Source organism: Pseudolactococcus yaeyamensis, assembly GCF_054658615.1.
The window spans coordinates 1-26,157 of the sequence record NZ_BAAGGP010000005.1 but is presented as its reverse complement, the minus strand read 5'-3'; the positions used below and the strand labels follow the sequence as shown (position 1 = coordinate 26,157).

Annotated in this window: 22 protein-coding genes; 1 reads left to right on the top strand and 21 read right to left on the bottom strand. The window is 36.1% G+C overall.

Annotation, left to right across the window (positions count from 1 at the left end; genetic code table 11):
• Positions 1–508: 508 nt before the first annotated feature.
• From groL to ACYQ21_RS01950, 7 genes are all read right to left on the bottom strand, one after another.
• Positions 509–2,140 carry a chaperonin GroEL gene (gene groL, locus ACYQ21_RS01980; protein WP_460054608.1) on the bottom strand — a complete coding sequence of 544 codons (1,632 nt, stop codon included), beginning with the start codon at positions 2,138–2,140 and terminating at the stop codon, positions 509–511.
• 36 nt (positions 2,141–2,176) lie between these two features.
• Positions 2,177–2,461: a co-chaperone GroES gene (groES, locus tag ACYQ21_RS01975; RefSeq protein ID WP_460054607.1), complete on the bottom strand. Its 285-nt coding sequence runs from the start codon at positions 2,459–2,461 to the stop codon at positions 2,177–2,179.
• A 165-nt stretch (positions 2,462–2,626) separates the two neighbouring features.
• Positions 2,627–4,180 (bottom strand): CHAP domain-containing protein, encoded by a 1,554-nt coding sequence (locus tag ACYQ21_RS01970; protein WP_460054605.1) that lies wholly within the window; start codon positions 4,178–4,180, stop codon positions 2,627–2,629.
• A 31-nt stretch (positions 4,181–4,211) separates the two neighbouring features.
• On the bottom strand, positions 4,212–4,607 hold the full coding sequence (locus tag ACYQ21_RS01965; RefSeq protein WP_460054604.1) for a single-stranded DNA-binding protein: 396 nt from the start codon (positions 4,605–4,607) through the stop codon (positions 4,212–4,214).
• A gap of 64 nt (positions 4,608–4,671) precedes the next feature.
• Positions 4,672–5,295 carry a YtpR family tRNA-binding protein gene (gene ytpR, locus ACYQ21_RS01960; RefSeq protein ID WP_460054601.1) on the bottom strand — a complete coding sequence of 208 codons (624 nt, stop codon included), beginning with the start codon at positions 5,293–5,295 and terminating at the stop codon, positions 4,672–4,674.
• Positions 5,296–5,311: 16 nt separating this feature from the next.
• The gene (locus ACYQ21_RS01955; RefSeq protein WP_460054599.1) at positions 5,312–5,629 is read right to left on the bottom strand and encodes a thioredoxin family protein; all 318 of its coding nucleotides are present in this window, start codon (positions 5,627–5,629) and stop codon (positions 5,312–5,314) included.
• Positions 5,626–5,940 (bottom strand): hypothetical protein, encoded by a 315-nt coding sequence (locus ACYQ21_RS01950; RefSeq protein WP_460054596.1) that lies wholly within the window; start codon positions 5,938–5,940, stop codon positions 5,626–5,628. The genes ACYQ21_RS01955 and ACYQ21_RS01950 overlap by 4 nt, the downstream gene beginning before the upstream one ends.
• 144 nt (positions 5,941–6,084) lie before the next feature.
• On the opposite strand from ACYQ21_RS01950, the gene pepA reads away from it, so the two are divergent.
• On the top strand, positions 6,085–7,170 hold the full coding sequence (gene pepA / locus ACYQ21_RS01945) for a glutamyl aminopeptidase (RefSeq protein ID WP_460054594.1): 1,086 nt from the start codon (positions 6,085–6,087) through the stop codon (positions 7,168–7,170).
• Positions 7,171–7,330: 160 nt separating this feature from the next.
• Here the strand turns inward: pepA and ACYQ21_RS01940 are convergent, their stop codons facing one another.
• The 14 genes from ACYQ21_RS01940 to cps2T form a co-directional block, all read right to left on the bottom strand.
• Entirely contained in the window at positions 7,331–9,415 is a 2,085-nt protein-coding gene (locus ACYQ21_RS01940; RefSeq protein ID WP_460054591.1) for a glucosaminidase domain-containing protein, read from the bottom strand.
• Positions 9,416–9,659: 244 nt separating this feature from the next.
• Positions 9,660–10,595: a glycosyltransferase family 2 protein gene (locus ACYQ21_RS01935; RefSeq protein WP_460054589.1), complete on the bottom strand. Its 936-nt coding sequence runs from the start codon at positions 10,593–10,595 to the stop codon at positions 9,660–9,662.
• A complete protein-coding gene (locus ACYQ21_RS01930) occupies positions 10,592–11,890 on the bottom strand; it encodes a DUF6056 family protein (protein ID WP_460054586.1) in 1,299 nt (432 codons plus the stop codon). Before ACYQ21_RS01930 ends, ACYQ21_RS01935 begins: the two co-directional genes overlap by 4 nt.
• A gap of 31 nt (positions 11,891–11,921) precedes the next feature.
• On the bottom strand, positions 11,922–13,553 hold the full coding sequence (locus ACYQ21_RS01925; RefSeq protein ID WP_460054583.1) for a sulfatase-like hydrolase/transferase: 1,632 nt from the start codon (positions 13,551–13,553) through the stop codon (positions 11,922–11,924).
• A gap of 27 nt (positions 13,554–13,580) precedes the next feature.
• On the bottom strand, positions 13,581–14,642 hold the full coding sequence (locus ACYQ21_RS01920; RefSeq protein WP_460054581.1) for an acyltransferase family protein: 1,062 nt from the start codon (positions 14,640–14,642) through the stop codon (positions 13,581–13,583).
• Entirely contained in the window at positions 14,635–15,471 is an 837-nt protein-coding gene (locus ACYQ21_RS01915) for an NAD-dependent epimerase/dehydratase family protein (protein WP_460054578.1), read from the bottom strand. The genes ACYQ21_RS01920 and ACYQ21_RS01915 overlap by 8 nt, the downstream gene beginning before the upstream one ends.
• On the bottom strand, positions 15,468–17,129 hold the full coding sequence (locus ACYQ21_RS01910; RefSeq protein ID WP_460054576.1) for a glycosyltransferase: 1,662 nt from the start codon (positions 17,127–17,129) through the stop codon (positions 15,468–15,470). Before ACYQ21_RS01910 ends, ACYQ21_RS01915 begins: the two co-directional genes overlap by 4 nt.
• A 13-nt stretch (positions 17,130–17,142) precedes the next feature.
• Positions 17,143–19,023: a rhamnan synthesis F family protein gene (locus ACYQ21_RS01905; RefSeq protein WP_460054573.1), complete on the bottom strand. Its 1,881-nt coding sequence runs from the start codon at positions 19,021–19,023 to the stop codon at positions 17,143–17,145.
• 19 nt (positions 19,024–19,042) lie between these two features.
• A complete protein-coding gene (locus ACYQ21_RS01900; RefSeq protein ID WP_460054571.1) occupies positions 19,043–20,482 on the bottom strand; it encodes a glycosyltransferase in 1,440 nt (479 codons plus the stop codon).
• Between the two features lie 36 nt (positions 20,483–20,518).
• Positions 20,519–21,658, bottom strand: a complete 1,140-nt coding sequence (locus ACYQ21_RS01895) for a polysaccharide pyruvyl transferase family protein (RefSeq protein ID WP_460054570.1) — start codon at positions 21,656–21,658, stop codon at positions 20,519–20,521.
• Between the two features lie 37 nt (positions 21,659–21,695).
• Entirely contained in the window at positions 21,696–22,937 is a 1,242-nt protein-coding gene (locus tag ACYQ21_RS01890) for an ABC transporter ATP-binding protein (RefSeq protein ID WP_460054567.1), read from the bottom strand.
• A 3-nt stretch (positions 22,938–22,940) separates the two neighbouring features.
• Positions 22,941–23,741 carry an ABC transporter permease gene (locus tag ACYQ21_RS01885; protein WP_460054566.1) on the bottom strand — a complete coding sequence of 267 codons (801 nt, stop codon included), beginning with the start codon at positions 23,739–23,741 and terminating at the stop codon, positions 22,941–22,943.
• A 116-nt stretch (positions 23,742–23,857) separates the two neighbouring features.
• Positions 23,858–24,802, bottom strand: coding sequence for a glycosyltransferase family 2 protein (locus tag ACYQ21_RS01880; protein ID WP_460054564.1), 945 nt, complete (start codon positions 24,800–24,802; stop codon positions 23,858–23,860).
• Positions 24,792–25,934 carry a beta 1-4 rhamnosyltransferase Cps2T gene (gene cps2T / locus ACYQ21_RS01875; RefSeq protein ID WP_460054563.1) on the bottom strand — a complete coding sequence of 381 codons (1,143 nt, stop codon included), beginning with the start codon at positions 25,932–25,934 and terminating at the stop codon, positions 24,792–24,794. Before cps2T ends, ACYQ21_RS01880 begins: the two co-directional genes overlap by 11 nt.
• Positions 25,935–26,157: the final 223 nt, after the last annotated feature.

The window sequence follows — 26,157 nt, the reverse complement described above, 5'->3', positions numbered from 1 at the left end:
ACGGCTTTGAATCCACTGGCTCTGAAAAAGAAATATTTTAGCCATTTAAAACACTTTTTTTGCTCCCTGCCACTGCATTATTGACAGGACTAAGCGCTTGTAGCCTCAAAACTTCAACAGACAAAAATCTGAAGAAAAGGACATCAGCTTTCTAAAACCGACCATACTGAGTTGGCTAATATCACAATCACGCCAGAAGATGAGGCTGGGACAAAAGTCTTCAAAAATGAATAGACTAAATGATACTAATTTTCGACTTTTCACAGGTTCTTGATTTTTTCAATGGTAGCAGCGCTTTTCTTGCTAATTTCGTATTCTTTTGACAAAACAATACCAAATTCACACAAAAATAAGCTATGAACGTTTTCGATTAACACGGAAATCGTTCATAGCCTACTTTTTAGAGGACTTTTGTCCCAACCTCTTATCTAAAATAGAAAATAGCAAAAACCGCAAATCTGCCTAGCATAATCTGAGGTTTTACTATTTTTATCTGTATTAAGAGTTATTACATCATGCCGCCCATCATTGATGGGTCCATACCAGCAGGCATTCCTGCAGGAGGTGCTGATTCTGGTTTATTGGCGACAACAGCTTCTGTTGTCAAGATTAAGCTAGCAACTGATGCCGCATTTTGAAGGGCTGAACGCGTCACTTTGACTGGGTCAATAATCCCTGTCTCAATCATATCCACCCATTCGCCTGTTGCAGCATTAAAGCCTGTGCCTGTTTCAGATTGTTTGAGTTTATCAATCACGACAGACCCTTCATAACCGGCATTTTTAGCGATTTGACGAACTGGTTCTTCAAGGGCACGTAGGACGATGTTACGCCCTGTCAATTCATCACCGGTCAACTCGATGTCAGCAACTTGCGCAATGACATTGACAAGCGCTGTCCCACCACCAGCGACAATCCCTTCTTCAACTGCTGCGCGTGTGGCATTCAGAGCATCTTCGATACGGAGCTTCATTTCTTTCAGCTCAGTTTCAGTAGCTGCACCGACTTTAATCACGGCCACACCACCTGATAACTTAGCCAGACGTTCTTGTAATTTTTCGCGATCGAAGTCAGACGTTGTCTGCTCAATCTGTGATTTAATAACGGCAGTCCGATCAGCGATGGTGTCTTTCCCGCCAGCGCCTTCAACGATGGTCGTTGTATCTTTATCAACAGTTACTTTGCTTGCTTGACCAAGCGACTCAACTGTCGCATCTTTCAAGTCAAGACCAAGGTCTTCAGTAATGACCGTACCACCTGTAAGAATGGCAATGTCTTCAAGCATGGCTTTGCGACGGTCGCCAAAACCGGGTGCTTTGACTGCCACGACATTGAAAGTCCCACGGATTTTGTTCAAGACAAGTGTCGGTAAAGCTTCTCCGTCAACATCATCCGCAATAATCAGAAGCGGACGGTTTTGTTGCAAGATTTGTTCCAATAACGGTAGCACATCTTGGATATTTGAAATCTTTTTATCTGTGATGAGAATGTAGGGATTATCCAAATCAGAGACCATTTTTTCGTTGTCTGTTACCATGTATTGAGACAAGTAACCACGGTCAAATTGCATGCCTTCAACGACATCCAGTTCAGTTTCCATCCCTTTTGATTCTTCAATGGTAATCACACCGTCATTGCCAACTTTTTCCATGGCTTCAGAAATGTAGTCGCCGACTTTTTCTGAGCGAGAAGAAACAGCAGCCACTTGCGCAATCGCTTCTTTACCAGAAACTGGGATCGCGATAGCTTTCAAAGCGTCTACAGCAGTCGCGACAGACGTTTCAATCCCACGACGAATGCCGATTGGGTTAGCACCTGCCGTGACATTTTTCAAACCTTCGCGGACAATCGCTTGTGTCAAGACAGTCGCCGTCGTCGTCCCGTCACCTGCGATATCATTTGTTTTTGATGCCACTTCACTAACGAGTTTAGCCCCCATATTTTCAAAATGGTCTTCCAACTCGATTTCTTTTGCGATAGTTACGCCATCATTGGTGATTAAAGGTGAACCAAATGATTTTTCCAAAACCACATTGCGACCCTTTGGTCCAAGCGTTACTTTCACTGTATCTGCTAAAATATCGACACCACGTACCATTGCAGCTCGCGCATCTGATGAAAATTTAATATCTTTTGACACTTCTTTTACCTCCTATTTATAAGTTGTGCTGATTGTCTATTCTACGATTGCTAAAATGTCGTCTTCACGCACAATCAGCAATGTATCAGAATCGTCCTTGATTTCAGTCCCTGCAAATTTTTCAAAAACGACAACATCGCCAACGGTCACGCTAGGATCAATAATATGCCCGTGATGTGTGTGACGCCCTTTACCAACGGCGACAACTTCTGCTGTTGACGGCTTTTCTTGCGCACTTGTCGTCAGAACGATGCCACCGATAGACTTCTCTTCTTCTTTTTTAACACGTAAAACAATACGATCACCTAATGGTTTTAACATCTGGTAAGCCTCCAATTATTTTTAATTTTTGGCACTCTGTGTGTTCGAGTGCTAACACTTCTATTATACTCAGTTGGTCAGGAATAGTCAAGGATTTTTGATTGTTAGATGCAAAAAAAATATGAGAGCGTACCTCGCTCCCACCTCTTTAAACATTTCCAAATATTATTTTGGAATAAATTGAAATTGTATCGCTTCAATCCTTTTAGATTGACCTGTTGTCCCCGCTACTTCTCCTTCATTTTGCCACTCTTGCCAACCAATATTTTGGACATGGACACGATATTTAACCGTATATTTCTTAGACAAGTCATCTTTAAAGTTTATTTTAACCGCTTCCAAGCGTTTTTCTTGACCTGTTGTTCCGACAGCACCTAAATATTTCTGCCAACCAATACCTTGAACATGCCCCTCAATTTGGATATCCTCTTTTCTACCTTGATATAAGAGTTCAAAAGCTTCCAAGCGTTTCGCGATACCAACAGTTCCTGAAACCGCATTATGCTCTACATAACCTAACCAACCAAAGTCTTGAATATGGGAACGATAAGAAAATTCGGTATTTGACGGATTAGGACTTCCTTGGAAAGAATTTTTAGGAACTAATTTGAATTGAAGCGCTTCAATTCTCTTGCTTTGTCCAGTCGTACCTGCAGTTTGACCGTTTTTCATCCAACCTTGCCAGCCAATATTCTGAACATGTGCTCGATACTCAATATCATAATAATCTGATACACCATTATTCAAAATAATCTCAACAGCCTCAACACGTCTAGTTTGACCAGTTGTACCTGCAATTTGACCTGATTTCTGCCAATCCTGCCAACCAATATCTTGAACATGAGCTCTGTACTGTACAGCTTTATCAATTGAAGCGTTCCCTGAAGAAAGTCGCAACGCTTCAACAGCTAGTCCATATCCTGTTGACCCAGAAAGTGCACCGTCTGCAACATTGTTCATCCACCCCACCTTACTCACATGGGTTTCATAATTAATACCTACAGATATAGCTTGTGCCAAATTCTTTACGGGTAATTTGACAGGTGGAGATGCTGAAGTTGTCGAAAAATTTCCCAAATAGATGTAACCTTGGAATCCGGCTCCCATACTATTTTTATCAAGTTGTCTAGTTCTAAAGAAAAAACCGTCCCAACTTGATTCCGATATTGTTAGAGTATCCCCATTTATTTCTTCAACGATTGCAACATGACCATAGCCACCGCCTTCTGGATGCCCCCAACAAGCAACTGCCCCAAGTTGCGGTGTCTGACCTGAAGCATATTTTCCAACATTATAATCCCACCATTGATACGCATTACCAGTTGAAAGATTAGGTCTGGAATCTAGTATTTCATAAGCCCTCCCCCATGCATAAGCTGTACAGTTAGGCATTCCATACCCAGATTGATAGAATACATTTTGACTGAAATAGTAGCCATTTGAAGTCGTTGGAGCAGTCACACGAGATTTAAAGCTAGCAATAAAATTTTCACTTAATAAAACACTCGACACTTGTGTCAAGTATGCTTCTTGTAATTTTTGTGGAATCCCAATTCCTGTTCTTTCGCTATTTACCTCACGCTCATTCACAACCTCAGCTGATGAGCTTTGGCTCATTACAGCTCTAACTATTCCAACTGATGTTAAGATAGGTGCAAATAATCCCAATACCACAGTCGAAGCAACTGCAGCTTGTCTTAAATTTCTCTTTACTTGCATTTTAACTCTCCATTTTTAGGCAACACTCAAATTAAAACGGTAACTCCTCATCCTCCAGCATCACATCTGAAACATCATCAACTTGGTTTTCTCTTAAAGCAACAGCTGCGCGACTTTCTAGCAAATTGAACTGCTGGCATAAGACTTCAGTCACATAGTGGGTCACACCAGTCTTGTCTTCATAGCGTCGTGTTCGAAGCTCTCCCTCAATTGAGACGAGGCTGCCTTTTTTAGCATAGGATGCGAACAACTCTGCAGATTTTCCCCAAATGACAATGGTTAAAAAATCCGCCTCACGTTGACCTTCTGCATTTTTAAATTGCCGACTAACGGCTAAGCTCACACGTAAAACAGATTTATCCGTTGGCGTTTTTTTCACTTCCGGCTGCGCAGTCAAACGACCAATTAACAAACTTTTATTTAACATATAAAAAATCCTCCTATTTACCTTTACGTAATATAGAAAGATTTTGCTCATATTATTTTATTTTTTATTTCTGCCAGTGTTTAGTCGGTTCAAAAGCCGTTCCCGGGATTTCGTTAGCCCCAAGTTCAATAATCCCACGTTTCTGGGGGGCATTTGCCAAAGCTAATTCTCGTGGACTTGCCATCATACCAAAGCTAGGTTCACTGCGAAGTTGGCCTGCAAAAATCAAGGCACCGCTTGGCATCATGGCACCCGGTAGGGCTACGATTGTTTTCAGCCCTACCCGTGCGTTAGGGGCACCTGCTACGATTTGAATCGTTTTATCCTCAGCTACCTTAACTTGTGCGATATTGAGGTGGTCAGAATCTGGGTGTGGGATAAGGTCTACAATTTCACCAACCACAAATTTAGGCGCATGATCAGAAACTAAGACATCTTCAAAGCCAGCGGCTTCAATGGCACCGTTGAGTGCGTCAACATCGGCATCTGAAAGGTCAACTTGACCATTGCCCGTGATTGGAAACAAAGTTGATGCGTCAAAAAAGTTCCACGCGACGACTTGACCGTTGTCCTCACGCATGACTTTAGCGACGTTGTCCTTGCGTGTTGCTGTTAATTTTTCCCCCTGATTATCCCCTGTAATTAACATCAAGACATCATTTAAGTTGGTGTTATAAATCGCAATCATTGTATTTTATACTCCTTTAACCTTTGACACTAGTCAAAAATGCGTTCACTTCTTCTTTTGTTTTCCGTAATTTATTGACCAAACGGTCTGTTTCTTTGCCATTTTCAATCACAACAAAGCTAGGAATGCCCATAATCCCCCATTCAATGGCAACGTCGATATAAACATCTCGGTCAACTTCGATAAAGGTATAGTCTGGATGCGCTGCTTCAATCTCTGGCATGGCTGGTTTAATAAAAGAACAGTCCCCACACCAATCTGCTGTGAAAAAGAAAACGTTACGACCTTTTTCGACATATGTTGCTAATTCTTCTACACTGTTCGGAATGATCATTTTACTTCTCCTCTAGCTACTATAGTCTCTTCTGACTCGTGTGTTTCAACAATTCGCAAAGTGTCAGCATCAATTTCAAACGTTATAACGGTGCCATCCTGACGAATGATGCCACCTTCATGAACATGAAAAAGAATTGGCTCCATCACGATCCAACTGGTTAATAGATCATCAAACATAAAATGCTGTTTAGCCAAAGCCAAGAGCTTGCTTAGATTTTTATCTTTGCGCTTCTGATAGAGTGCGCTGACACTGATGACCAGACTTGCACCGACAAGTGCGCCCACGCCCATTTTCAAAATTTTCTTCATACATTATATTCTAGCATAAATTTTAGCCACTCGCTAACCGATTCTATTTTTTACCCCATCTCAGCATTATTTTGGTATGATGGAAAATGAATAAAAAGCTAATTTATCTCAAGTTAGCTGAGCGACTTAAGGAGAAATCACAACATGTCGATTACATTTGACAAAATCAAAGCGATTACTGAAATTCAAGCAACATCAGGTTTTGAGCGCCCCATGCAAGACTTCATGCGCCAGAACATCACCCCTCACGTCGATGAGGTGCAAACCGATGGCCTAGGCGGGATTTTTGGTATCAAATACGCCTCAGATGCAGCTGCTCCACATATCATGGTGGCCGGTCACATGGACGAAGTTGGCTTCATGGTCAGTAAAATTAAGCCTGACGGCACCCTTCGCGTCGTTTCGTTCGGCGGCTGGAACCCTCTCGTCATCTCTGCACAGCGCTTTACTTTATTTGCCAGAAATGGTGTTGCAATGCCAGTCATCACAGGTGGCGTACCGCCACATTTGATGAGAGGAGCAGGTGGAGCCCCTGCCATGCCACAAGTTGAAGATATTATTTTCGATGCAGGCTTTGCAAATAGAGTAGAGGCTGAAAGATTTGGCGTCCATCCCGGTGCTGTCATCGTGCCTCAAACTGAAGCCATTCTGACCACCAACAAAAAAAATGTCATCAGCAAATCTTGGGATAATCGCTACGGCTGTCTCATGGTGACTGAGCTTTTAGCCCATCTCAGCGATAACAAAATTCAACTGCCAAATACCCTCATCGCAGGCGCCAATGTCCAAGAAGAAGTTGGCCTCCGTGGTGCACACGTTTCGACAACTCAGTTCAATCCTGATTTGTTCTTTGCTGTGGATTGTTCGCCTGCCCAAGATACTTTTGATGCGAGTGCTGATGGACGTATTGGCGACGGCACATTGATGAGAATATTCGATCCTGGTCATATTTTATTACCAACTATGCGTGATTTCTTGCTGGATACCGCAGAATCAGCTGGTGTCAAATATCAATACTACGTTTCAAAAGGTGGCACAGATGCTGGTGCTGCTCATCTGAAACACAGTGGCATTCCATCGACAACAATCGGTGTTTGCGCCCGTTATATCCACAGCCATCAAACCCTCTTTTCACTGGAAGATTTCGATACGGCGCAAGCTTTCTTGCAAGAGATTGTACAACGCTTGGATCGGTCAACTGTTGACTTGATTCGGGGAACTGGGGTGTAACATATAAAAAAAAGAGGGTGGGACAAAAGTCAGAAATTGCTTATTTTTGACAATTTTTGAAACTGAAAAACCGTATGAAATCAACGTTTCTAGAAACGAATTTCATGCGGTTTTCGTATTTCTGATACTTTTGTCCCAGCATCATTTTTTTATATGTCGATTAGTCTAGTGTGTCTAATCTGTAATTGACTATTCGATTAATCAAATTTATTGGGTAGTTTGGATCTGTCGCATAGCCTCCATCTTTCAAGGCTTGGGCTGCATTTTGATAGGTTTTTGCATTGCTACGCCATACACCTTGATAGCGATAGGCAGAACCATTTTTAGTTGTTTTGATTTTTGTCACGTAATCTTTCAAAGATTCAGCCTGACTCGAATATTTACGAAAATCAGCCATGACTTGAACAGTTTGACCGTTAATCACTTCCTTAGTTAGGGCTGCATATTTAGCACCTTTCCAGCTTGCATCAGCTTTAATACCAAAAAGATTATTAGCTTTCGTTGCTAATTCACTCTGTCCCCAAGCACTTTCGGCAATCACTTGACTCATCATAATCGATGGGAAGAGATCGTTGACCTTTGCTAATTTTTGAGCCTCTGGATAGATGGTATTAAGCCAGGCTTTTTGGGTATCGTTAACTCCCGACAAACTAAATACTGGTATTGGTGAGGTAGGTATCGGATCTTTTTTAGGAATAGGAGGTGTCCCAACTTTAATAACACTGATATTAAACCTGTAAAGGAAAGCAGCCATTTCTTCTCGTCGAGTTGTATCCTCTGCTACGAAGAAAAGACCGTCGTTCAGTTGTCTTCCTATCGTAACTTTAGTCTCTGCTAACCACCAAATTTCATTTGCGAACATACTATTGATACTGACATCTTTAAATTGTGTTTTTTGCGCTTCTGTAGGTGTAAATGATGGGGAGCCCACATAGCGGTATAAAAATGCCGCTATTTCTCCACGTGTTGTCCGATCATCTGGAGCAAAAGTAACCACATTATTGATATTTCTCCCTGTTGTTATCCCTGTTGACGCTAACCACCAAATTTCCTTGGCAAACATTGTCCCACTGCTCACATCTTTAAATTGAGATTGAACAGATGCACTTGATGTAAATGACGGAGAACCTGCGTAACGATATAGAAATGCAGCCATCTCTCCACGTGTTATTTTATCAGTAGATGCAAAAATCAGTCCCAGATCAGTCCCTCGACCAATAGTAATCCCAGTAGATGCCAACCAATTGATTTCTTTACTAAGATAGTATTTACTTGATACATCCCCAAATAGTACATTTTCAACGTTTACTTGTAAATTATCACTTACAGAACGACCATCTGTAACATTCCCTTTTGCATCAAATGCATAGGCTAAAACATGGTAGCGACCAGACTCATAATTGTGTTTAGAAGCATCAAATAATGCAAAGTATTCTCCATCTCTAACTTTTCTAGCCTCATACCATGCAAGATCATCTTGACCATTTCTATCAGAATAGATCGGAACTTTAACTGACGCTGGATTTCCGTTTGTCCTAACACGAACTCCAAAATGTCCAGTATCCAGATACCCCTCAATATTAGCTCCCGTTATTGTCGGAAGAGACATATAGTAATAGGCAACCAAATCTCGAAATTGATTCATATCATAGCCAAACCTTGCCCAATAAGCATCCGGATCAACATGGTCAGTTGTCTGATTAAACTTATAAGCAATCATTTTATGACTAGCTAAATTACCATCAGGCTTGCTTGATAAATCATTCTTTTGAGGGCTGCTAGGACTTGACATTAATTTTGGTGCACCCATATCATATTTAACTAGTTGATCTGCAGTCCATTTTGCCAGTGTAGCAATTTGTTTATAAAACGCGGTACTCGTGGTCACACGCATTTGCTCAATCTGGATACCATACTGGTTCCCCCAACCACCTGAACCCCAAGATTTTTTTGCTTTGTCCGCTATAGTGATAAGTTGTGACCCATCAACAAATGAGTGAACAAAAGCTGAATCCTGCGTTCTAACCATGTAGTCAATGGAGCCATTAATTGCCCCGCCATCAACACCAACTTCATGGATAATCACCATCTTTGGTTTACCACCGGTATAATCCATATTAGTGCCACCATTTCTGTTTGGATCTTGATTATAAATTCTACCAAGCGATAATGTTTCTCCAGCAGGCTTAACATTATTGTTAATGATATAATTATTGACTGCACTTGCAGATACTTTAAATGACATTAACGTTCCAAATGTAACTATAATTAATCCTATCACTTTTATGGCTATTTTATTTTTGATTTTACTCAAGCTACACCTCGTTCATTCTAATAATTTCATTATACCATAGCTCCATGATTTTACAAAATAAATAACATATACAGTTTATATTTTACTTAATAAAATGTAATCTAGTTTAGCCATCTAAAAATAAAGGCTACCTCAGTCTACTTTTGCTGAAACAGTCTCCTCTCCTCATTGTTTTTCAATTTTTATTATCTAAACTAGATTCCTTAATGATATAATTAGGACGCTTTTTGACTTCCAAAAAAATTTTTCCTATATATTTTCCAACAATCCCCAAACAGAACAATTGAAGGCCACCTAAGAAAAGAATGATGCAAATCAGTGACGGCCAACCAGGTACGGGATTTTGAGTTATTAAATTGCTTAAAAAGAAATATAACATAGACAAAATAGATAAAACACAACTCAAAAAGCCAATAAATGTTGCGATGGTAAGCGGTGCTTCTGAAAAATTGATAATACCTTCAAGTGAGTACTTAAATAATGACCAAAAATTCCAAGTCGTTTCTCCTGCTGAGCGTTCACGATTTTCATAAGAAATATAATAGGTATCAAAACCGACCCATGAAAATAAACCTTTTGAAAAACGATTCACTTCATTCAACTCTAAGATTGCATCAATAACTTGACGTGTCATCAAGCGAAAATCACGCGCACCATCAATCATTTTAACATTAGAAATATTATTGATGATTTTATAGAAACTTTTAGCAAAAAAAGAACGAATAACTGGCTCTCCAACTCTATCAGAACGTCTCGTACCAACAATGTCGTAGCCTTCTTGAATCTTTTGATACATCTCAGGAAGTAGTTCAGGTGGGTCTTGCAAATCTACATCCATCACGGTTACAAAATCTCCTGTCGCTGCTTTAAGGCCTGCTATAAGTGCTGCTTCTTTACCAAAATTTCTTGAGAAAGAAATATAATTAATATTTTCTTTCAAGCTTGCTGCATTTCTCAAAACTCTCAAAGTCTCATCACTTGAACCATCATTGACAAAGATATATTCAAATTTAAGTAGCATATCAGTTTCTACTTTCTCCATCTCTCGGATAAAGAGCTCCACCGTTTCTTGTTCGTTGTAGCAAGGTACAACAATAGATAATTTTTTCATTTTACAGTCACATCCTCAGGTATTTTATAATAAGTTTTATAACTATTTATCCAAGCTGGTCCAATTAATGGCCCATTTGCATCAAAATAATAATATTGATAATATTCTGGTTTCATCTCTGAATAATTTATATCTATGTTTCGAGAGATTGCTTTCTTATTTGCATCATTAAGCTTAATATTCCACTTTGTCATGTCAACAAAAAATAAAGTTGGAAATGCTAAACTACAAACAAATATTCCCCCAATAAAACGATTTACATTTTTTTTATTTGGCATCTCACTTTCAATAAAACTAAATAATACAAGACCGCTAACAATTAAAACAACAGTGCTAGGGAAAAAGACACGATCATTTATCACGTTAGGAGATAAAATAACTAATTGATAGGCAGGACAAAGAAAACTCAAAATTATTTGCGCTGTTATAAAATGATATAAAAGTCGCTCCTTTTTTATAGTTATTTTTGGGAGAATTCTTATTAAAAATACCAAAAATAATGAAGATACAACCATAAATAGAAACACATCATTATGAAATAAGTTATCTATAATCATAAAATGAACATTTTTTATATTTTGAACTAAATCAGCAAAAGAGTTAAAAGATGTCATACTGTAACCATCTTTATTAGTAAAACGTTCAGAATGTAGCATCATAATCCCAAAAGAAAGAATAGATACCACAACACTTAGTAGGCTATAAATTATATTTTTTCTATAAAATATCCAGTTTAAAATAAACTCCGTTGCCAAATAGAACACTATCGTAGTTGATAAATTTTCCAAAAAAAATCCTGAAGCAAAAATAAGAACTAATGCAAAGAATTTTAAAATATTATTATTTATCTTACTATAATTATCATTTTTCAATCTTTGATTAATCAAAATAACAGGTAAAATCAAAGCAAAAGGTAAGGTATAGTTAACAAATCCAGCTGTCCATAAAAATGATTCGTAAACTATTCTCATACTTGTTAATAAAAACAAAGTATTGAAAACAATTAGCCTAGTGACATCCACTTTTCCACTGATGAGACAAATTATGAAACAGATAAAAGTTAGGACAAGTCCCTTAAACAAACCATTTAAAATTTGATTATGTGTCCCTGCTAAAATCATCTCAAAAAAATTACCGATAAAACGACCTCCGTAACTAACGGTATCTTTTCCTAGCTTATAAGTTCCCCATCCCCAATCATCTAGATAAAATGGACTTTGCATTGCAACAAGTGACCACGATATAAACATTAAAATAAAGCCAAATAATGTTGTCTTTTTATAGCTCAATGTCATTTCTCTACCTTCTTTTCTTTTACCGATTTATTTAATTATTCAAGGATACTTTATTAAAATCCATAATCTTATCTATAACTTCTTCATCATCAAAAGAGGTGAACTTATCATTTTTTGTTGTATAAAAATCTGATCCAAATTCCGAAACATGTTGATAAGATGATGTAATATTTGTGAATAAGCTGTTACCTAAAAAATAATTCTTATTATTCTCTAAACCTAAAATATCCAATATCGTAGGTGCTAAGGAAAGGCTATTTTTTCCTCCTGCATTCAAAGTTTTTTGTGTATTTTTTGGATAATAAATCAAAAGTGGTATTTTATCTAAAAATGGATTATAAGATTCATTGAAATTTTTCATATAGTCTGGATCAGTATATGTTGTATGATCCGTTGTAAAAACAACGACCGTATTATCATACATTGAACTTTCCTTAAACTTTTTCCAAAAACTACCAAAAGCTAAATCCATACTATAGAAACGGTTATAGATATCAATTTTACCATCATTATATTTTTCATCCCCCTTCAACTTTACATGTGTACCAAAAGAATATGTGGTAAGTAGGAAAGGATTCCCTAAATTTGATAATTGTTCTGATTTCTCGAATAGCAAGTCATAATTTTTTTGATCCGATAATGTTTTTTCACTACCTACTTTGACTAGATCTTTTTTCTTTCCAGTAATAACTTTATCAAACCCCAAAGTATTGAGATAATTTGAAAATGAGACATGAGTAGGTTCTGGGTTGATAAAATTAGATACATAACCATTTTCTCTAAGAACATCTGGTAATGATACAAGATGAGTATCTGTCATAGAGTAAAGTCCACCGCTTTCCCCTTTTTCATATCCTTCCTGATATTGATATGCTGAATACAGTTGACCTCTTATCCCACGAAAAGTTGCTGCTGTATGATTAAAGTAATTTTGAACATTTGTTACCCCTGGTTCCACTAAGAAGCTGTCAAGATTAGGAGTCAAATTGAGCTTCAAATTATTATTGACATCTAGAACTCGGCTAGATATTCCTTCCGCAAAGATAAGAATGACATTCATTTTTTCTACATCGGTCTCAACACCACTGATAATATTATCCTTTGTGAACTCTTTAAGTATCTCCTTCTTTTCAGACCTTGATGCCTTTAAAAACGAAACTCTTTCATCAGCAATTTTTATCTCATGCTTTAACTCAATAAAACTGCCAATAGGTGTTGTTAAATTTAACAAAATGAAAATAATAATGTAAAGCAAGTCAATACAATAGAAAACTAAAACTTTACTAATAGTTTTATCTCTGAATAACCCAAATGTCATTGGCATAAAAGATACGGTGGCTGCTAGTATTAAAGCAGATATATATTTAGGTAGAGATTCACCCAGAGCTGATATATTAGTCACATTATTATACATGATATAAGATATATAATTACCAGATGCTATAAAAGTACCAATATTCAAAAGCACAAAAAAATATGCAATTGATGAGAGCAAATAAGCAATAATCTGTAACCTTCTACTAAACAGCTGCGCTAAGAAAAAAATAGCATAGATTTCTATTAAACCCAGTATCATATTTGGATGATAACCATTATAAAAAATTGAAACTAAACTTACCATTGTCAGTAAGCTGATCTTTAATATCATTATTTTTTTCAACATTATTTACTCCTTTAAAAAAATCAAATGTTACTTATTATTTTTCCTTTCCTCATAAAAAAGGGTTTTTCCTGAATTTGTCAAGTTTAACAATATCCAACTAAAGAAAAAGATAATAGGTAAGGTCATCAAAAATAACAAATAACTATTTTTGACACTAATTGATTGTATATCAAAATAACTTACCACTTTATTTGTAATAAAATGATGTGTCAAAAAAATTGGATAAGAGTATTTACTAATAACATCAACTACATTTTTAATTACAATTCCTTCAAACAATGATGATATATTTAAAATAATAATAAAAAAAGCTAAACTTACATAAAGCATTTGGATTTTTGCTGGTACCATATCCAATTTTAAAACTGTATTTAAAATAAGAAGCACTAAACTTAGTAGTATCAGTAACTTATTTTTAAAAAAGGTAAGATGTTTTTGAAGTAACATTCCTAATATAAAAATCGGAACAAATCCAATCGTCAATTGAAGAAAATGCCACATCTTGCTATCTATTGAAATTGGTAAATTAAATCCAACAAGTAAGATGATTGATAATACTATTGAACCAATTTCTTTTTCTATCACTAATTTCTTTAACACTGGAAATAAAAAATAGATAGTGATAATCATGCCAATGAACCATTCGCCAACTAACATAAAATTTTGAACACCAATCGTTGCCATGAGAGAATCAAAGCCAAATAAGGTGCTGATAAAATATTTCACCGAAACATGATTAGTCGAAAATCCCTTATTCTGTAAAAAGTTAAAAAAGAAAGCGCCTAAATATGCGATGTAAAACATTGGCAAAATTGACAACAACCTTTTTTTGACAAATGAAAAATAATTTATCTTTTTATTTCCATATACATGCCACATCGCTGCACCCGAAATCAACATAAATAAGCCAACACCTAAATCTCCCAGATAAATGCCAAAAGGATACTCAGTTAAAACAATTTTATTAGGCTGTGGCGGGCCATTATAACCAATAAAATTAGCATTATAATGTGTTAGAACAACCATCATGACAGCCATTGCTCTAATAAAATCCAGATAAAATAATCTTTCTTTTTTTATGTTAGGCATGACTATCTCCCATTATTTGTTTAATTTTTGTTGCATCTCCCCAAACACCAGGACTATCATAAGGACGGTCTGAAAACGCACCGTACTCTAATTTTATATCCCAATTGTGATCCTTAATATACCATTCAATTTGATCAGCAAGCGATTTTGGCTGACCTGTTGAAACATTAATAACTCCCGTGACCTTACTCTGAGTTGATGCCGCAACAATCATTTTCCCCAGTTCTTGAACAGATATAAAATCAAATTTATTTTTTCCTGTCGTAAATGGAAAAGTTTTCTTTCCTTCATCTGCTGCTAGTGTTAGTTTGGCAAAAATTGAACTACCAACACGGTCATCACCAAATATATAATAGGCACGTAACCAATAAAGATTGAAATCCAATTCTGAAGTAGCTAGTAGCAACGATTGACGCATCGCATTTTTAGCAACACCATACTGAGACAATGGATTACAAGGGGTACTTTCATCAATCGCCCCTTCATGATAGCCAATCTCATGCATACTACCCATGACAGCAACATTTTTTCCACCATGTTTTACAAAGTTTCTAACAAATGTTACATGGTCCGAAAGATTTTTCATATGTTGCTCTGAATTATGAATAAAGCCATCCCGCCATGCCAAATGAATCAAAACATCCGGTTCATTCATTTCTTTATAAACATCTTTTTGATGATCAAAAATGTTCAGCTCAATCCTTTTTGCTTCATTTGGCACATTTTTAAAGTTAAAGTCAATTGCATAAACTTCATGTTCTGCAGCTAACGCCGCATTAACAACATGCCGCCCAATATAACCATTAGCTCCTGTGATCGCAATTTTCATATCTTTTCACCTCGTTTATAATTCCGTTCAATTTCTAAAAAATTGGTATTAGTCGTTTTATCTCGAAATCCAACCAAGTCATCATATTTTCCAAAAGACTTATTGAGGGGTACGAGACTATTATTTTTTATCTGAACATCACTTACAAAGACATTATAACTGTTATTTTGACTCACTTCAATAGACTTCCTAACAACATCTTCAGTCTCATCAAATAAATCCTTTGAAACCATATAACAATTAGGATTGACCCCAGTTACATAATGATGGGTTGTAAGATGAATATGCTCTGTTAAAGTTCTATGTCCTAAGGTATTAAAACTATTTAATAAATTAAGTACTTCACCATTTTGGGTAACTGCAAGTCCAACACTTTCAATATAATTATGTTCTCGTCTGACAATTCTCGGCATAACATAAGCAATGCCATCTCTTTGAGCTTGTCCTAGCATTTTTTCAATCCAATCGAAAGTTAAAATTTCAAAATCAGGATTAATGACAATGACATAATCGCCAGTAATAGTCTCTGTTAAGTTATCGTGCTTTACTTTGTATTTATCAGATATGTCATTAGCATTTTTTACAATCACTTCAAAATTAAAATAAGAAGTTTTAATAAAGATAGAGTTTAACAGTTCTTCTAAATGCTTCGTTGATTCTGAAGCATCAATTAAGATACTAACAAGCGGATTGCCAATAATAGGATATTGGAACAACCATTGTCCTAAAGCTTCATAGTTTTCATAAACTTTTACACCAAATTGTTTACGATTCTCCAAATCTTTACGCAATAAATTACGCTGTGCTTCTGGTACGTATGGTTTAGCTCCAGTTTCCATAGCTGTTGAGCCACTATGAACTCGCCACGAATAAATGACTTTGTCAATGTGATAAATTTCTTTAGGTGACAAGTCATTCGTGAGACGCATCACAAATTCCCAATCCTGAGCACCATTATATTTAGCATCTTCCCCGTCAAATTCTAACCAAAGTTCTTTTTTAAAGAGTACAAAATGCGTAATAATATTCATACAACGTAGAAAATCAAAATTGAAGTCAGGTTTCAAATACGCATCGAAATGCCTATTCCCGAGCTCATCAATTTTATCTTCATCAGAATATAGAAATTTGATTTTAGGATATTGATTAATCGCCTTAACATTTTCATATAAAGCATTAGGATAGAGATAATCATCATGATCAAATAGCGCAATATAGTCACCTTGAGCAATCTTGAAACCTTGATTGGTTGCACCAGCAATATGATGATTTTCAGACAAGAAAATTGATTTTATTCGATTGTCTTTTGCTACATAATTCGAAATACTTTCCCGAACGATTTGATTTGGTGAGCAATCATCAACAATAATCAATTCCCAATTTGAGTAGACCTGTAGCTGAACTGACTTTATTGCTTCATCCAACATTTTTAAGTCCGTATTATAAGTTGGCATAATAACAGAAATTAACGGTTGAAATGCAAAATGTTTACTTTCACTCGCCATCTGATCAAGTTCCGTGCTAGTTGGCATCATTGACATTAGTAAGTCATCCTGATACTTAGTCATCGGGGTGTAAAATTGATTACCCTTTAACCTCATATATTGTTTTCTCACAAAGGGAATTTGAGCTAACTTTTGTTTCAATCTTCTTTTCATTCCTTATCCTTACTTATCTGCGATTCAACTTTCTCATCGCAAAACGTTTTACACGTGACAGAAAATGTCTCACTTTACTAATTCTAACAGCCTGTTTATTTTGATTAACAATGGTTGTCAGCTGTGTTATCGCACCTAACTTCCCAGCCAAAGTTCCCTGTTGGTCAAAGGCTGGAAAGACAGCAAGTTGCTTAGTTAGCTGTCTCAAGTAAAACTTAAGGTTTAAATACTCAACAGCTGCATATCTGTCAGTCATAATAGTTTTTGTATAAAAATTAGCATCTTGTGCGATAAACGGATATGAACGCTCAATAGCGTGAGAAATCGTACCATCCACAGGTAAAGGCTCATCTGGAAAATCTGAATACTCCCATTCAACATCAAACAATTTTTTCATTGCTTTTGGTCTGAACCAGAACACTGACCCAAGTGGCGCAACAACCTGATGTTCCCCGTCTATCGGAACATGGACGTCCAACTTATTTAGAAGGTTTTGGGTATTTTTGACATTATTAGGATCTGGTGTCCATTCTTTTTGAACTGTCCAGAAAAAATCCCCATGATTTGGTTCCGGTGCAACCGCTAAACCAAGCTGTTTGTCTTGTTGGAATAACGATACAACATTTTGTACATAGGCTTTTGTACCATAAATATTTTCATTACATTTGTGCGCAAAACTGTAACCAACGGTTTGATTACCTAACTGAGTTGTTTTCTTATCATGTGCATAGCATATCAAATCGTATGTCCCATTAGAAATAATTTCACGTGCGCCAACTAACAAGGCTGAAACATCACGCCCTCTATTATTAACTAGTATAACTTTAACTTGATTAGATAAAGTTTCAAATTTCCTTTGAATCGTTGACACTAAGTTTTCTTGACTCGTTGTAATAAAAATATCCACATTTTCAGGCATATTGGCTGCATAAGTCAAGTAATCATCTAACAAATCTTCAAAATAAAGGTGTAAGATGAAGGCCACTTTCAACTTACTTTCGCCCACTTGTGAATAATCTGCTGGCATAATCGCAACATTTGCCATATTTTTATATATATCATAATAATGATAATTTGGTAGCACTGCCGGCGCGATTAACTCAAATGGATAAGAGGTATGATTTTTTATATATTCAAATAGTTCTGGATTCTGCTCACCACTCCCTTGTTCAACATATTGTTGTAAATCATTAAATGTCGCTCTTTTCTTAAAAATCGGACATCTTAGTTTTTCAACCATTAAATGTGGAATATAGTAAATTGGCGCCACAGTCTGCGGATAAAACTCTGTTGTATCAACAGAAACTTTCCATTGATATCCTAAATCTGAAAAATACCTAGTAAATACAGTTTCATGTCTACCGACACTCATGTCATAGGATGTAATTTCAGGCATTTCCGCCCAATATTTTTTCCAGTCTTCTGTATTAAACATACTTGACCGAATTGCAATCCAATGTGACTGGATATGCTCAGGATAGTAACCATAATAAGCGGTTTTAAGCAAATGTGGTGGCAACTGCATTTCACCCATTTTTGAGATTCCCCAAAAGTTAATCTCTGAGAATTGATCCATTTTATCAAATGTTTCAGCGAATGGGTAAAGTGGCCCCATGATTGTATTATTGAGTAAAATCAGCTCATCATAGTCAGAAAGTGACTCACCAATAGTTGCTATACCAGCTTGATATGCACCTACATCTAAACCACTATTCTTACGTTCCAACACTTCACCAAACTTTAACAATTTAGTTTTATTTTGTTCGTCTAATTTCCCATTGACAACAATCAAAATGTTCTCAACATTTTTTTTCAAATCTGTTAAGAAATAATCCACATAATCGTGAACAATACCTTGTTTATCATAAAAAAAGTAAACCGCTATTCTTTTCATCATTTTTTCCTTTGTTGATTCACAACAACCTTAACTTCTTGCCAATTTTAAACCATATACTTTGCTCAATCATCGCTAGTTTTTCTTGCTGTTCTTCTATTATGCTCAGACGTTCTACCAATAATTTGTCTTTTCCCATATTTAAACTTCGCTGCTCGTCTAAAAGTTCATCTTTTTTAATTATCAATTCCAGACGCTCACGAAATACTTCGCCTTGCTGATTAATAATTTCTAAACGTTCTTCCAATACTTGCCGCTCTTCATCAATAACTTGCATTCGCACGTTTAGTTCTTCGACTACAGCAATCGTTTGTTGCTTGAAATAGCGCAACTCTTTACGTGGGTTTTCATTATATTTTTCAATAGCAGTAACAAGCGATTGCGTAATCTTCTCAAGCGATTGCTCCCTTAAAACTTTTTTCTGTAATAAAGTAGTATGTTGTTTTGCTAAATCAAAATGATTCAATTTAACAGAAATCTTTTCAACAGCATCCGTTATATTTCCTAGCTCATATACATCCTCAGGTGATAAGTAACCTAAAGATAGCATCGATTTTGCAGCATAATTATCAGCAACAACTGTCGTCACACCTAATTTCAAGCTCTCAATAATCGTCAAGCTAAAAGTTTCCATCGCCGAAGTATTGACAAAGATATCCGAAGAACTAACATTTCCCCAATTTGCAGTGTAATCGTCTAAGAAACTAACATCTTGAATATGATGATTAGAAATATATTTTTTCAATTCGTCATAGTATGCCTTATCAATAATGGAACCAGTTATCACTAACTCTAAACTAGGAAAACTGAGCTTTAGTTGTTCGTAAATTCTAATCAATTCATCGGTATTCTTCCGTTTACCATTTACCGTATTAACTGACACAATTCGTGGTGTATTACTAGAGGATGCCAAAACAATGTCCGAAACGTCTGTAAAAGGATAAAAATAATGAACTGGTATCTTATAGGATAACTTAGTAATTTCTTCAGCTAATACATCGCTAGCAGTCAATATTTCATTTGAAAAAGAACTTATAAAATCATATTTTTCAAGTGTATAGGCAAATTCGCCTTCTGGAAATTCATGAACCAGCCAAAGATGTGGAATGTCACAAAATGCTGCCGCAAACGCTAATTGGGGAATATTAGCAGTATTAGTCACTGCAATATCGATTTTTTCCTGTATAATAATCGTTGCAATATCACTAATAGCTTTTACGTTTCTAATGGCATCCTGACTACTCTGCAAGCTATCATCTCGCCACCAAGTATAATCCAATAGATAATGTTTGATCCTGTTTTGCTTCAAAAACTCCGAAAATGTACTCGTATTAGGTGCGGTAGTTATCAAATGAATATCGTAACCTAACTGATTCAGATAGCTCATCTGATGATTCATTGCAATATCTGCACCATTTTCAGTCCCACCAAGTGGAGATAATATCAGAACCTTTTTCATAAATTTGACTCCTCTAGATATTAGACGCTTGTGCAATCAACTCCCCTTAAAATGAGAGAAAATTTTGTCAAGAAATGTTTTATTTTTTGACAATTTTTGTTTCAAATCTGCATTTTCTTGTTCAATCTTTAATTTTTCTTGCAACAAAATTCCATAATGCGCTGCAATCTCATCTTTTTGATATCGTAATGTATTGCGCTCTTGAAATTGTACAAATGACGTACTCATAAATTTCTGGACTAACTGAATAAAGTTTAAATCATAACCTATATTCGTAAAATCAACACTCGTATAAGAGATTCCTAACTTCGCCGCATCATATCCTGTATAAGTACTTATATCATCAGTTAATTTTTTACGAATTCTTAAATACTCAGATGAATTTTCTCCTGGAGTATCAACATCAAATAAATCATAATTAGATAAATACTCTTCTTCTGTCGTATGTCTAACCAGTTCTTCCAGCCCTGCATAACGAGATTTCTGATACTTTCCTTTTGTTTCGATGAATAAAACAGGAGTATTGAATGCTAATGATGGCAACATACAATGTAATCTTGATGTAACAATAGCATGAGCTGATTGATATAAAAACAAGAAATACTCAGCCATCAGAAAGCGTTCTTCTTTTGTCAAGTCAACTTCAAAATACGGAGACATTCGGATAATTTCTCTGTTAGTATGTAATTTCAAATAATCATAGATTTCATCAGAAATATCAACAGCTAGAATAAAGTCTTGTTGTTTAAAACGTTCATCTTTCTTCAACGTCAACGTGACACAACCAGACCAGTATGAAGGGATGCCATGTTCTTGAAACAACTGTTCTGTTACTTTATCACGCGCCCCTATGGATGATCCATAGTTAGTCAAATATTTTTTTGAAGCATCACTAAAGAAAGTTTTTTCAACCTCAGGATCACGAACATCAATGAACATTGACAATAAAAGCGGAGATAAATTTTCATCTCTAGGTGGCCATGCATAGGGTGAATGCATATACCAACCATTTCCTATCAATTTAATTTCATCATCATTTCGTTCATCTATAAACTCACCTACACTATCTCGGTTAATATAATAGTCAACCTGAGGAATAAATCTTTTGGCAGCGAGCGACTGAATTTCATCCCCAATATTCCCTGTAGAATAGGTATATAAAGCAAATTTTGTCACGACATCGTCCTTCTTTTTATTTCTATCAATAAAAGCACTAATTCAAGCTACTCCAATTACCTTTTTCTTGTAACAAAGGATTTGTTTTGTTGGTGCTGGCAACAAAGAAACGTAAAGAGCGTTCCGCATCCGTATAAGCAATATTTTCAGCCTTACCATCTTTTAAATTGAATAGTGTCACAACTACTTTGAAATTCCCCTTGTTAAGGGTATCAGTTGGCAATGTCCACTTAAATGAATAGTGACCTTTTTCAGTACTTCTGATAATGAATTGACCTTTTTCATCACGTCCTCCACTATCAATAATTGAACCTGGTATATCATCCGAAACTAGAGAAAGTCCCATGACAACAGGTAAGGGTTTTGTTACTTCATACTCTATGATACAAGAGAAATCTTCTCCTGATTTCAAATTTTGTTTACTTTCTGAAATTATTTTTAAATCTGGAACAAGTTCACTCAGCCCCAACGGAAAATGATGTTTCTCACCATCAATGTCTTCTTTTTCTACCTTTTTTGTTTCTTGTTTATCTACCGACTCGTAATTATCCAAGGTGTATTGTGATGCGACATCCTCAGGTGAACCTTCTATAACGATTTTACCACCACGAATTAAGACAGCCTTATTACAATATTTTCTGACAGAACTCATATCATGCGTCACCAAAATAATTGTTTTACCTTCTTTTTTGGCTTGTAAAAAGTAGTCATTACACTTTCTTTGAAACGCTTCATCGCCCACAGCAAGAATTTCATCTAGTACTAGAATTTCTGATTTAGCTTGTATTGCCACTGAAAAAGCTAGACGTACTTGCATGCCTGATGAATAATTCTTTAACTTTTGATTCATAAAATCATGAAGTTCAGCAAAATCAACGATATCATCATACATTTCGTCAATTTCTTGAGTTGAAAAACCTAATAGAGCACCATTTAAATAAACATTTTCAATACCTGTTAATTCCGGATTAAACCCAACACCTAGTTCAATAAAAGAAACCAAGCGACCATTAATCTCAACAGATCCTTTTTCAGGAACATATATTTCTGAAATAATTTTAAGTAATGTTGACTTACCACTTCCGTTTCGACCAACAATACCAAAAAAGTCTCCCTTTTCAACTTCAAAAGAAATATCTTTTAAAACCTCTTGCTCTTTGTATCCTTTAATACCTCTAAAATAATTAACCAAAGTTGTTCTTAAACTATTTGTACGTTCAGTAGGTAATCGAAATGATTTTTTAACATTTTCTACCTTAACAGCTATGTTTTCTTTCATTTTTTAAATAATCTCCGCAAATCTTTTCGAATTATGTTTAAAGACAGTGTACCCTATAGCAAAAACAACAAAAGGTATCACGTATGGAATATAAACAAATTTCCATGATAACAATTGACCAACAATAACATTTTGATCACTAATAAGCATAAATCTAATGTCTTGAATAATTTGAGCTAAAGGATTTAGCATCATAATTTTTGCTGCAATCAGACTTTTTTCTGATACCATAGAGATTGGATAAATAATAGGCGTCGCATACATTCCTGCTTGCATCGCTACTTCCCAAATTGGTGAAATATCTCTAAAGCGAGCAAATAATGTCGCTAGTAAGAATGCTACACCTAAGGAAAACACATACAGTTCAACTAGAAGTAGAGGAACCAGCAAAGCATACTTAGAAACATCTACATCGTTAATGAGAGCAAAAATTAATACAACAACCAAGTTAATTAAAAAGTTAATAAAGGCGTTAACAGAAACTGCCACAACAATAATCTCTTTAGGAAAACTTAGTTTTCTGAGCAAATCTCCTCTAGCAACAATGGAAGTTAATCCCATAACTGTCGTTTCCTGGAAAAAAGTCCAAATAACCATCCCCAAAAGTAAGGCAACTGCAAAGTGAGGGATACCATCACCAAATCTCAAAAAGTGGATAAAAACCATATACATAACGCTAAATAGCATAATTGGTTTCAAAATAGACCATAGATGCCCCATTACACTGCCTTGGTAACGCAATTTAAAATCAGTTTTTACTAATTCTTTCAGTAAAATCCAGTTTCTACTGTTCATTATTTTCATACCTCTTTTTGTCACAACAAATACTTTATAAATGTGCGAATTCTTCTATTATTCTATTATTCTATTTCTCTTTAAAAATAGTCTTTATCATCTAAGCAAAATAATTTATGATGTCATTATTTTTGGTTATTATACAAGTTAGTCAAAATCAATAACTTTAAAACAATACAATGTTTCAATTGATTTTTTGTAAATTTATATTTGATAAGTCGCTTAACTCGTTCAATCAAGTGTTGTTGATCAATATCTGAAAATTTCAAAATCAATTCGATATCTTTTGAAGATATCTCACTCCTAGCTTCTTCGACAATTTTTAAAGCCTGTGCCTGTGAATCATGAATAAGCTGCCAATAGCGTGTAAAAATTTTCTTAGGGCCTTTTCTTAACAATTCAAAGCGTTTTCTATTTGTCCTTGCACCCAAAACATTATTCTCATGTTGTCGATAAAGCTCGCCTGGCTGATCAATATAGACAAGTTCACCAGTCGCTGTCGCAAGTAATGCCAAGTACCAGTCATGCATAATAAGCTGCTCCGTACTGCGCCATCTGCTCGCCAAAGCTTGATTGATCATAGCTACGCCACCGGTAACTGTGTTTTCAGTTAACTCTGGTAGTAAAGTCGTATTGGCATGATGACTTTGACTTCGAATCATTGACGGTTGCGTTACAACTAAATTTTGATCCACGACGGATAAATCCATATAAACCATTAAGGGTTTAGCTTGATCATGCTTTTGCGCCTCATCTAACATGGTTGCCATTTTGTTTGGCAACCAGACATCATCCTGATCACTGAAAAAATAATAATCAGCCAGTTCAAACTTAACAAGCGTGAAAAAGTTTTTGATGACTCCAAAATTTTCTCGATTATCTGCGTTAATGAACTTGATGCGCTTATCTGCTATCGCAAATTGCTCAATGATTTGTGGCGTCTCATCTGTCGAGCCATCATCGCGTATCAGCAACTGCCAGTCTGTAAAGGTCTGTTTTTGAATACTCTCAATCTGCTCAGCTAAGAATTTAGCCCCGTTGTAAGTCGAGAGAATAATATTAACTTTCATTCAAAAACAACCTCTCATACTGTGCCACAATCCGTTCCCAAGTATATTTTTCAGCAATAATCACACGCGCCTGTTCTGCTAACCGAATAATTTCCAACGTCTCAAGTTTTTCAGCTTGAGCTATTAACGCCGTCAAATTATCCAATTGCCAAAATAAAGCTGAATCCAAAGCCACATTGCGATTAAAACTCACATCATAGACCAAATTCAAATCCGTTGCACGCATTGCCTCAAGTAAACCAGGATTTGTCCCACCGACCGCATGACCATGGATATAAGCAAAGGCTTGCTGTCGAATCGCAGTCAGTGTTTCTTTATCGTAAATCGTCCCGACGAATTTGACGCGCTTATCCTGCTCAAATCCAGTGATTTCCCGTAGTTTATCAAAGTAGGGATTACCTTGATGATTGGTAATAATCACCAAATCACGTGTCGTATCAGACGCCATGAAATTTCGAATGATTGCCTCGTAATTGTTTTCCGGTACAAAACGTCCAACTATCAAATAATAGTCTTTTAGTTTGACTCCTTGCGCATCAAACCACGTCATATCTATCGCCATATCACGCACGACAGGATTCGTCCCATAAGCAATCACCGTTGATGTCACATCACCATACTCGGCCTTCAAATAATCCTCAATCCCCTGATTATCCGAAATAATCAAATCAGCTATCTTAGCCATCTTCTGCTCGGAAAATTTGAGATACATCTGAATCGGTTTAATCCATTTGCTTCGTTTCCATTCAAGACCATCTGGATTTACCAGTAACTTCCCGCCAATCTTGTGAATCTTCTTGGCATAATGCCCTATAAAAGCACCCAATGTATTCCCTAAAATATAGAATATCGGGTTCTTAATCTTATTTTCTTTAATATAGCTTAACGCATAGTTTATTGCATCTCGATCATAAAAAATGACATTTGCTGGACCAAAATGTCTAGCCTTAATATCAAAAACATCCGCAGTCTTATAGTCAGAATGTTTACCACTTGCACCTCTTGAAAGATTGGCAACATGATATTTAATTTGATCTGACTGTTGATGACTAACCAGTTCATCAACAAATGTTTCAAAGCCACCATATTGGGCCGGCAAACCGCGCGCCCCAATTATAAACACATGTTGCATTTCTCACCTAATTTCTCAAGATATTCCTTACTATTATAGCACAAATGGCTATACTTGTCATTTTACACAGGTTACAAACACGACAAACGCATGACTCTCTCTCTCTCAATCTCAAAATAGGAAGCGTGTTTTTAAAAATAACAGCTCTCACATTGAAAACAACTGTGCCAAATAATCTGGAAAAGTCATTGATAACGAAAAACGTTTGAGACGAATGCTCATC

Excerpts from the sequence above, each read along its gene's own strand:
- ACYQ21_RS01935 (WP_460054589.1), bottom strand. The coding sequence starts at position 10,595 with ATGAAAAAATTATCTATTGTTGTACCTTGCTACAACGAACAAGAAACG.
- ACYQ21_RS01920 (WP_460054581.1), bottom strand. The coding sequence starts at position 14,642 with ATGCCTAACATAAAAAAAGAAAGATTATTTTATCTGGATTTTATTAGA.
- ACYQ21_RS01965 (WP_460054604.1), bottom strand. The coding sequence starts at position 4,607 with ATGTTAAATAAAAGTTTGTTAATTGGTCGTTTGACTGCGCAGCCGGAA.
- ACYQ21_RS01890 (WP_460054567.1), bottom strand. The coding sequence starts at position 22,937 with ATGAAAGAAAACATAGCTGTTAAGGTAGAAAATGTTAAAAAATCATTT.
- ACYQ21_RS01905 (WP_460054573.1), bottom strand. The coding sequence starts at position 19,023 with ATGAAAAGAATAGCGGTTTACTTTTTTTATGATAAACAAGGTATTGTT.
- ACYQ21_RS01940 (WP_460054591.1), bottom strand. The coding sequence starts at position 9,415 with ATGTCATTTAAAGTATCTGCAAGTGCAGTCAATAATTATATCATTAAC.
- ACYQ21_RS01885 (WP_460054566.1), bottom strand. The coding sequence starts at position 23,741 with ATGAAAATAATGAACAGTAGAAACTGGATTTTACTGAAAGAATTAGTA.
- ACYQ21_RS01930 (WP_460054586.1), bottom strand. The coding sequence starts at position 11,890 with ATGACATTGAGCTATAAAAAGACAACATTATTTGGCTTTATTTTAATG.
- ACYQ21_RS01915 (WP_460054578.1), bottom strand. The coding sequence starts at position 15,471 with ATGAAAATTGCGATCACAGGAGCTAATGGTTATATTGGGCGGCATGTT.
- ACYQ21_RS01950 (WP_460054596.1), bottom strand. The coding sequence starts at position 5,940 with ATGAAGAAAATTTTGAAAATGGGCGTGGGCGCACTTGTCGGTGCAAGT.
- groES (WP_460054607.1), bottom strand. The coding sequence starts at position 2,461 with ATGTTAAAACCATTAGGTGATCGTATTGTTTTACGTGTTAAAAAAGAA.
- ACYQ21_RS01910 (WP_460054576.1), bottom strand. The coding sequence starts at position 17,129 with ATGAAAAGAAGATTGAAACAAAAGTTAGCTCAAATTCCCTTTGTGAGA.
- ytpR (WP_460054601.1), bottom strand. The coding sequence starts at position 5,295 with ATGATTGCGATTTATAACACCAACTTAAATGATGTCTTGATGTTAATT.
- cps2T (WP_460054563.1), bottom strand. The coding sequence starts at position 25,934 with ATGCAACATGTGTTTATAATTGGGGCGCGCGGTTTGCCGGCCCAATAT.
- ACYQ21_RS01925 (WP_460054583.1), bottom strand. The coding sequence starts at position 13,553 with ATGTTGAAAAAAATAATGATATTAAAGATCAGCTTACTGACAATGGTA.
- ACYQ21_RS01955 (WP_460054599.1), bottom strand. The coding sequence starts at position 5,629 with ATGATCATTCCGAACAGTGTAGAAGAATTAGCAACATATGTCGAAAAA.
- ACYQ21_RS01970 (WP_460054605.1), bottom strand. The coding sequence starts at position 4,180 with ATGCAAGTAAAGAGAAATTTAAGACAAGCTGCAGTTGCTTCGACTGTG.
- ACYQ21_RS01900 (WP_460054571.1), bottom strand. The coding sequence starts at position 20,482 with ATGAAAAAGGTTCTGATATTATCTCCACTTGGTGGGACTGAAAATGGT.
- ACYQ21_RS01880 (WP_460054564.1), bottom strand. The coding sequence starts at position 24,802 with ATGAAAGTTAATATTATTCTCTCGACTTACAACGGGGCTAAATTCTTA.
- pepA (WP_460054594.1), top strand. The coding sequence starts at position 6,085 with ATGTCGATTACATTTGACAAAATCAAAGCGATTACTGAAATTCAAGCA.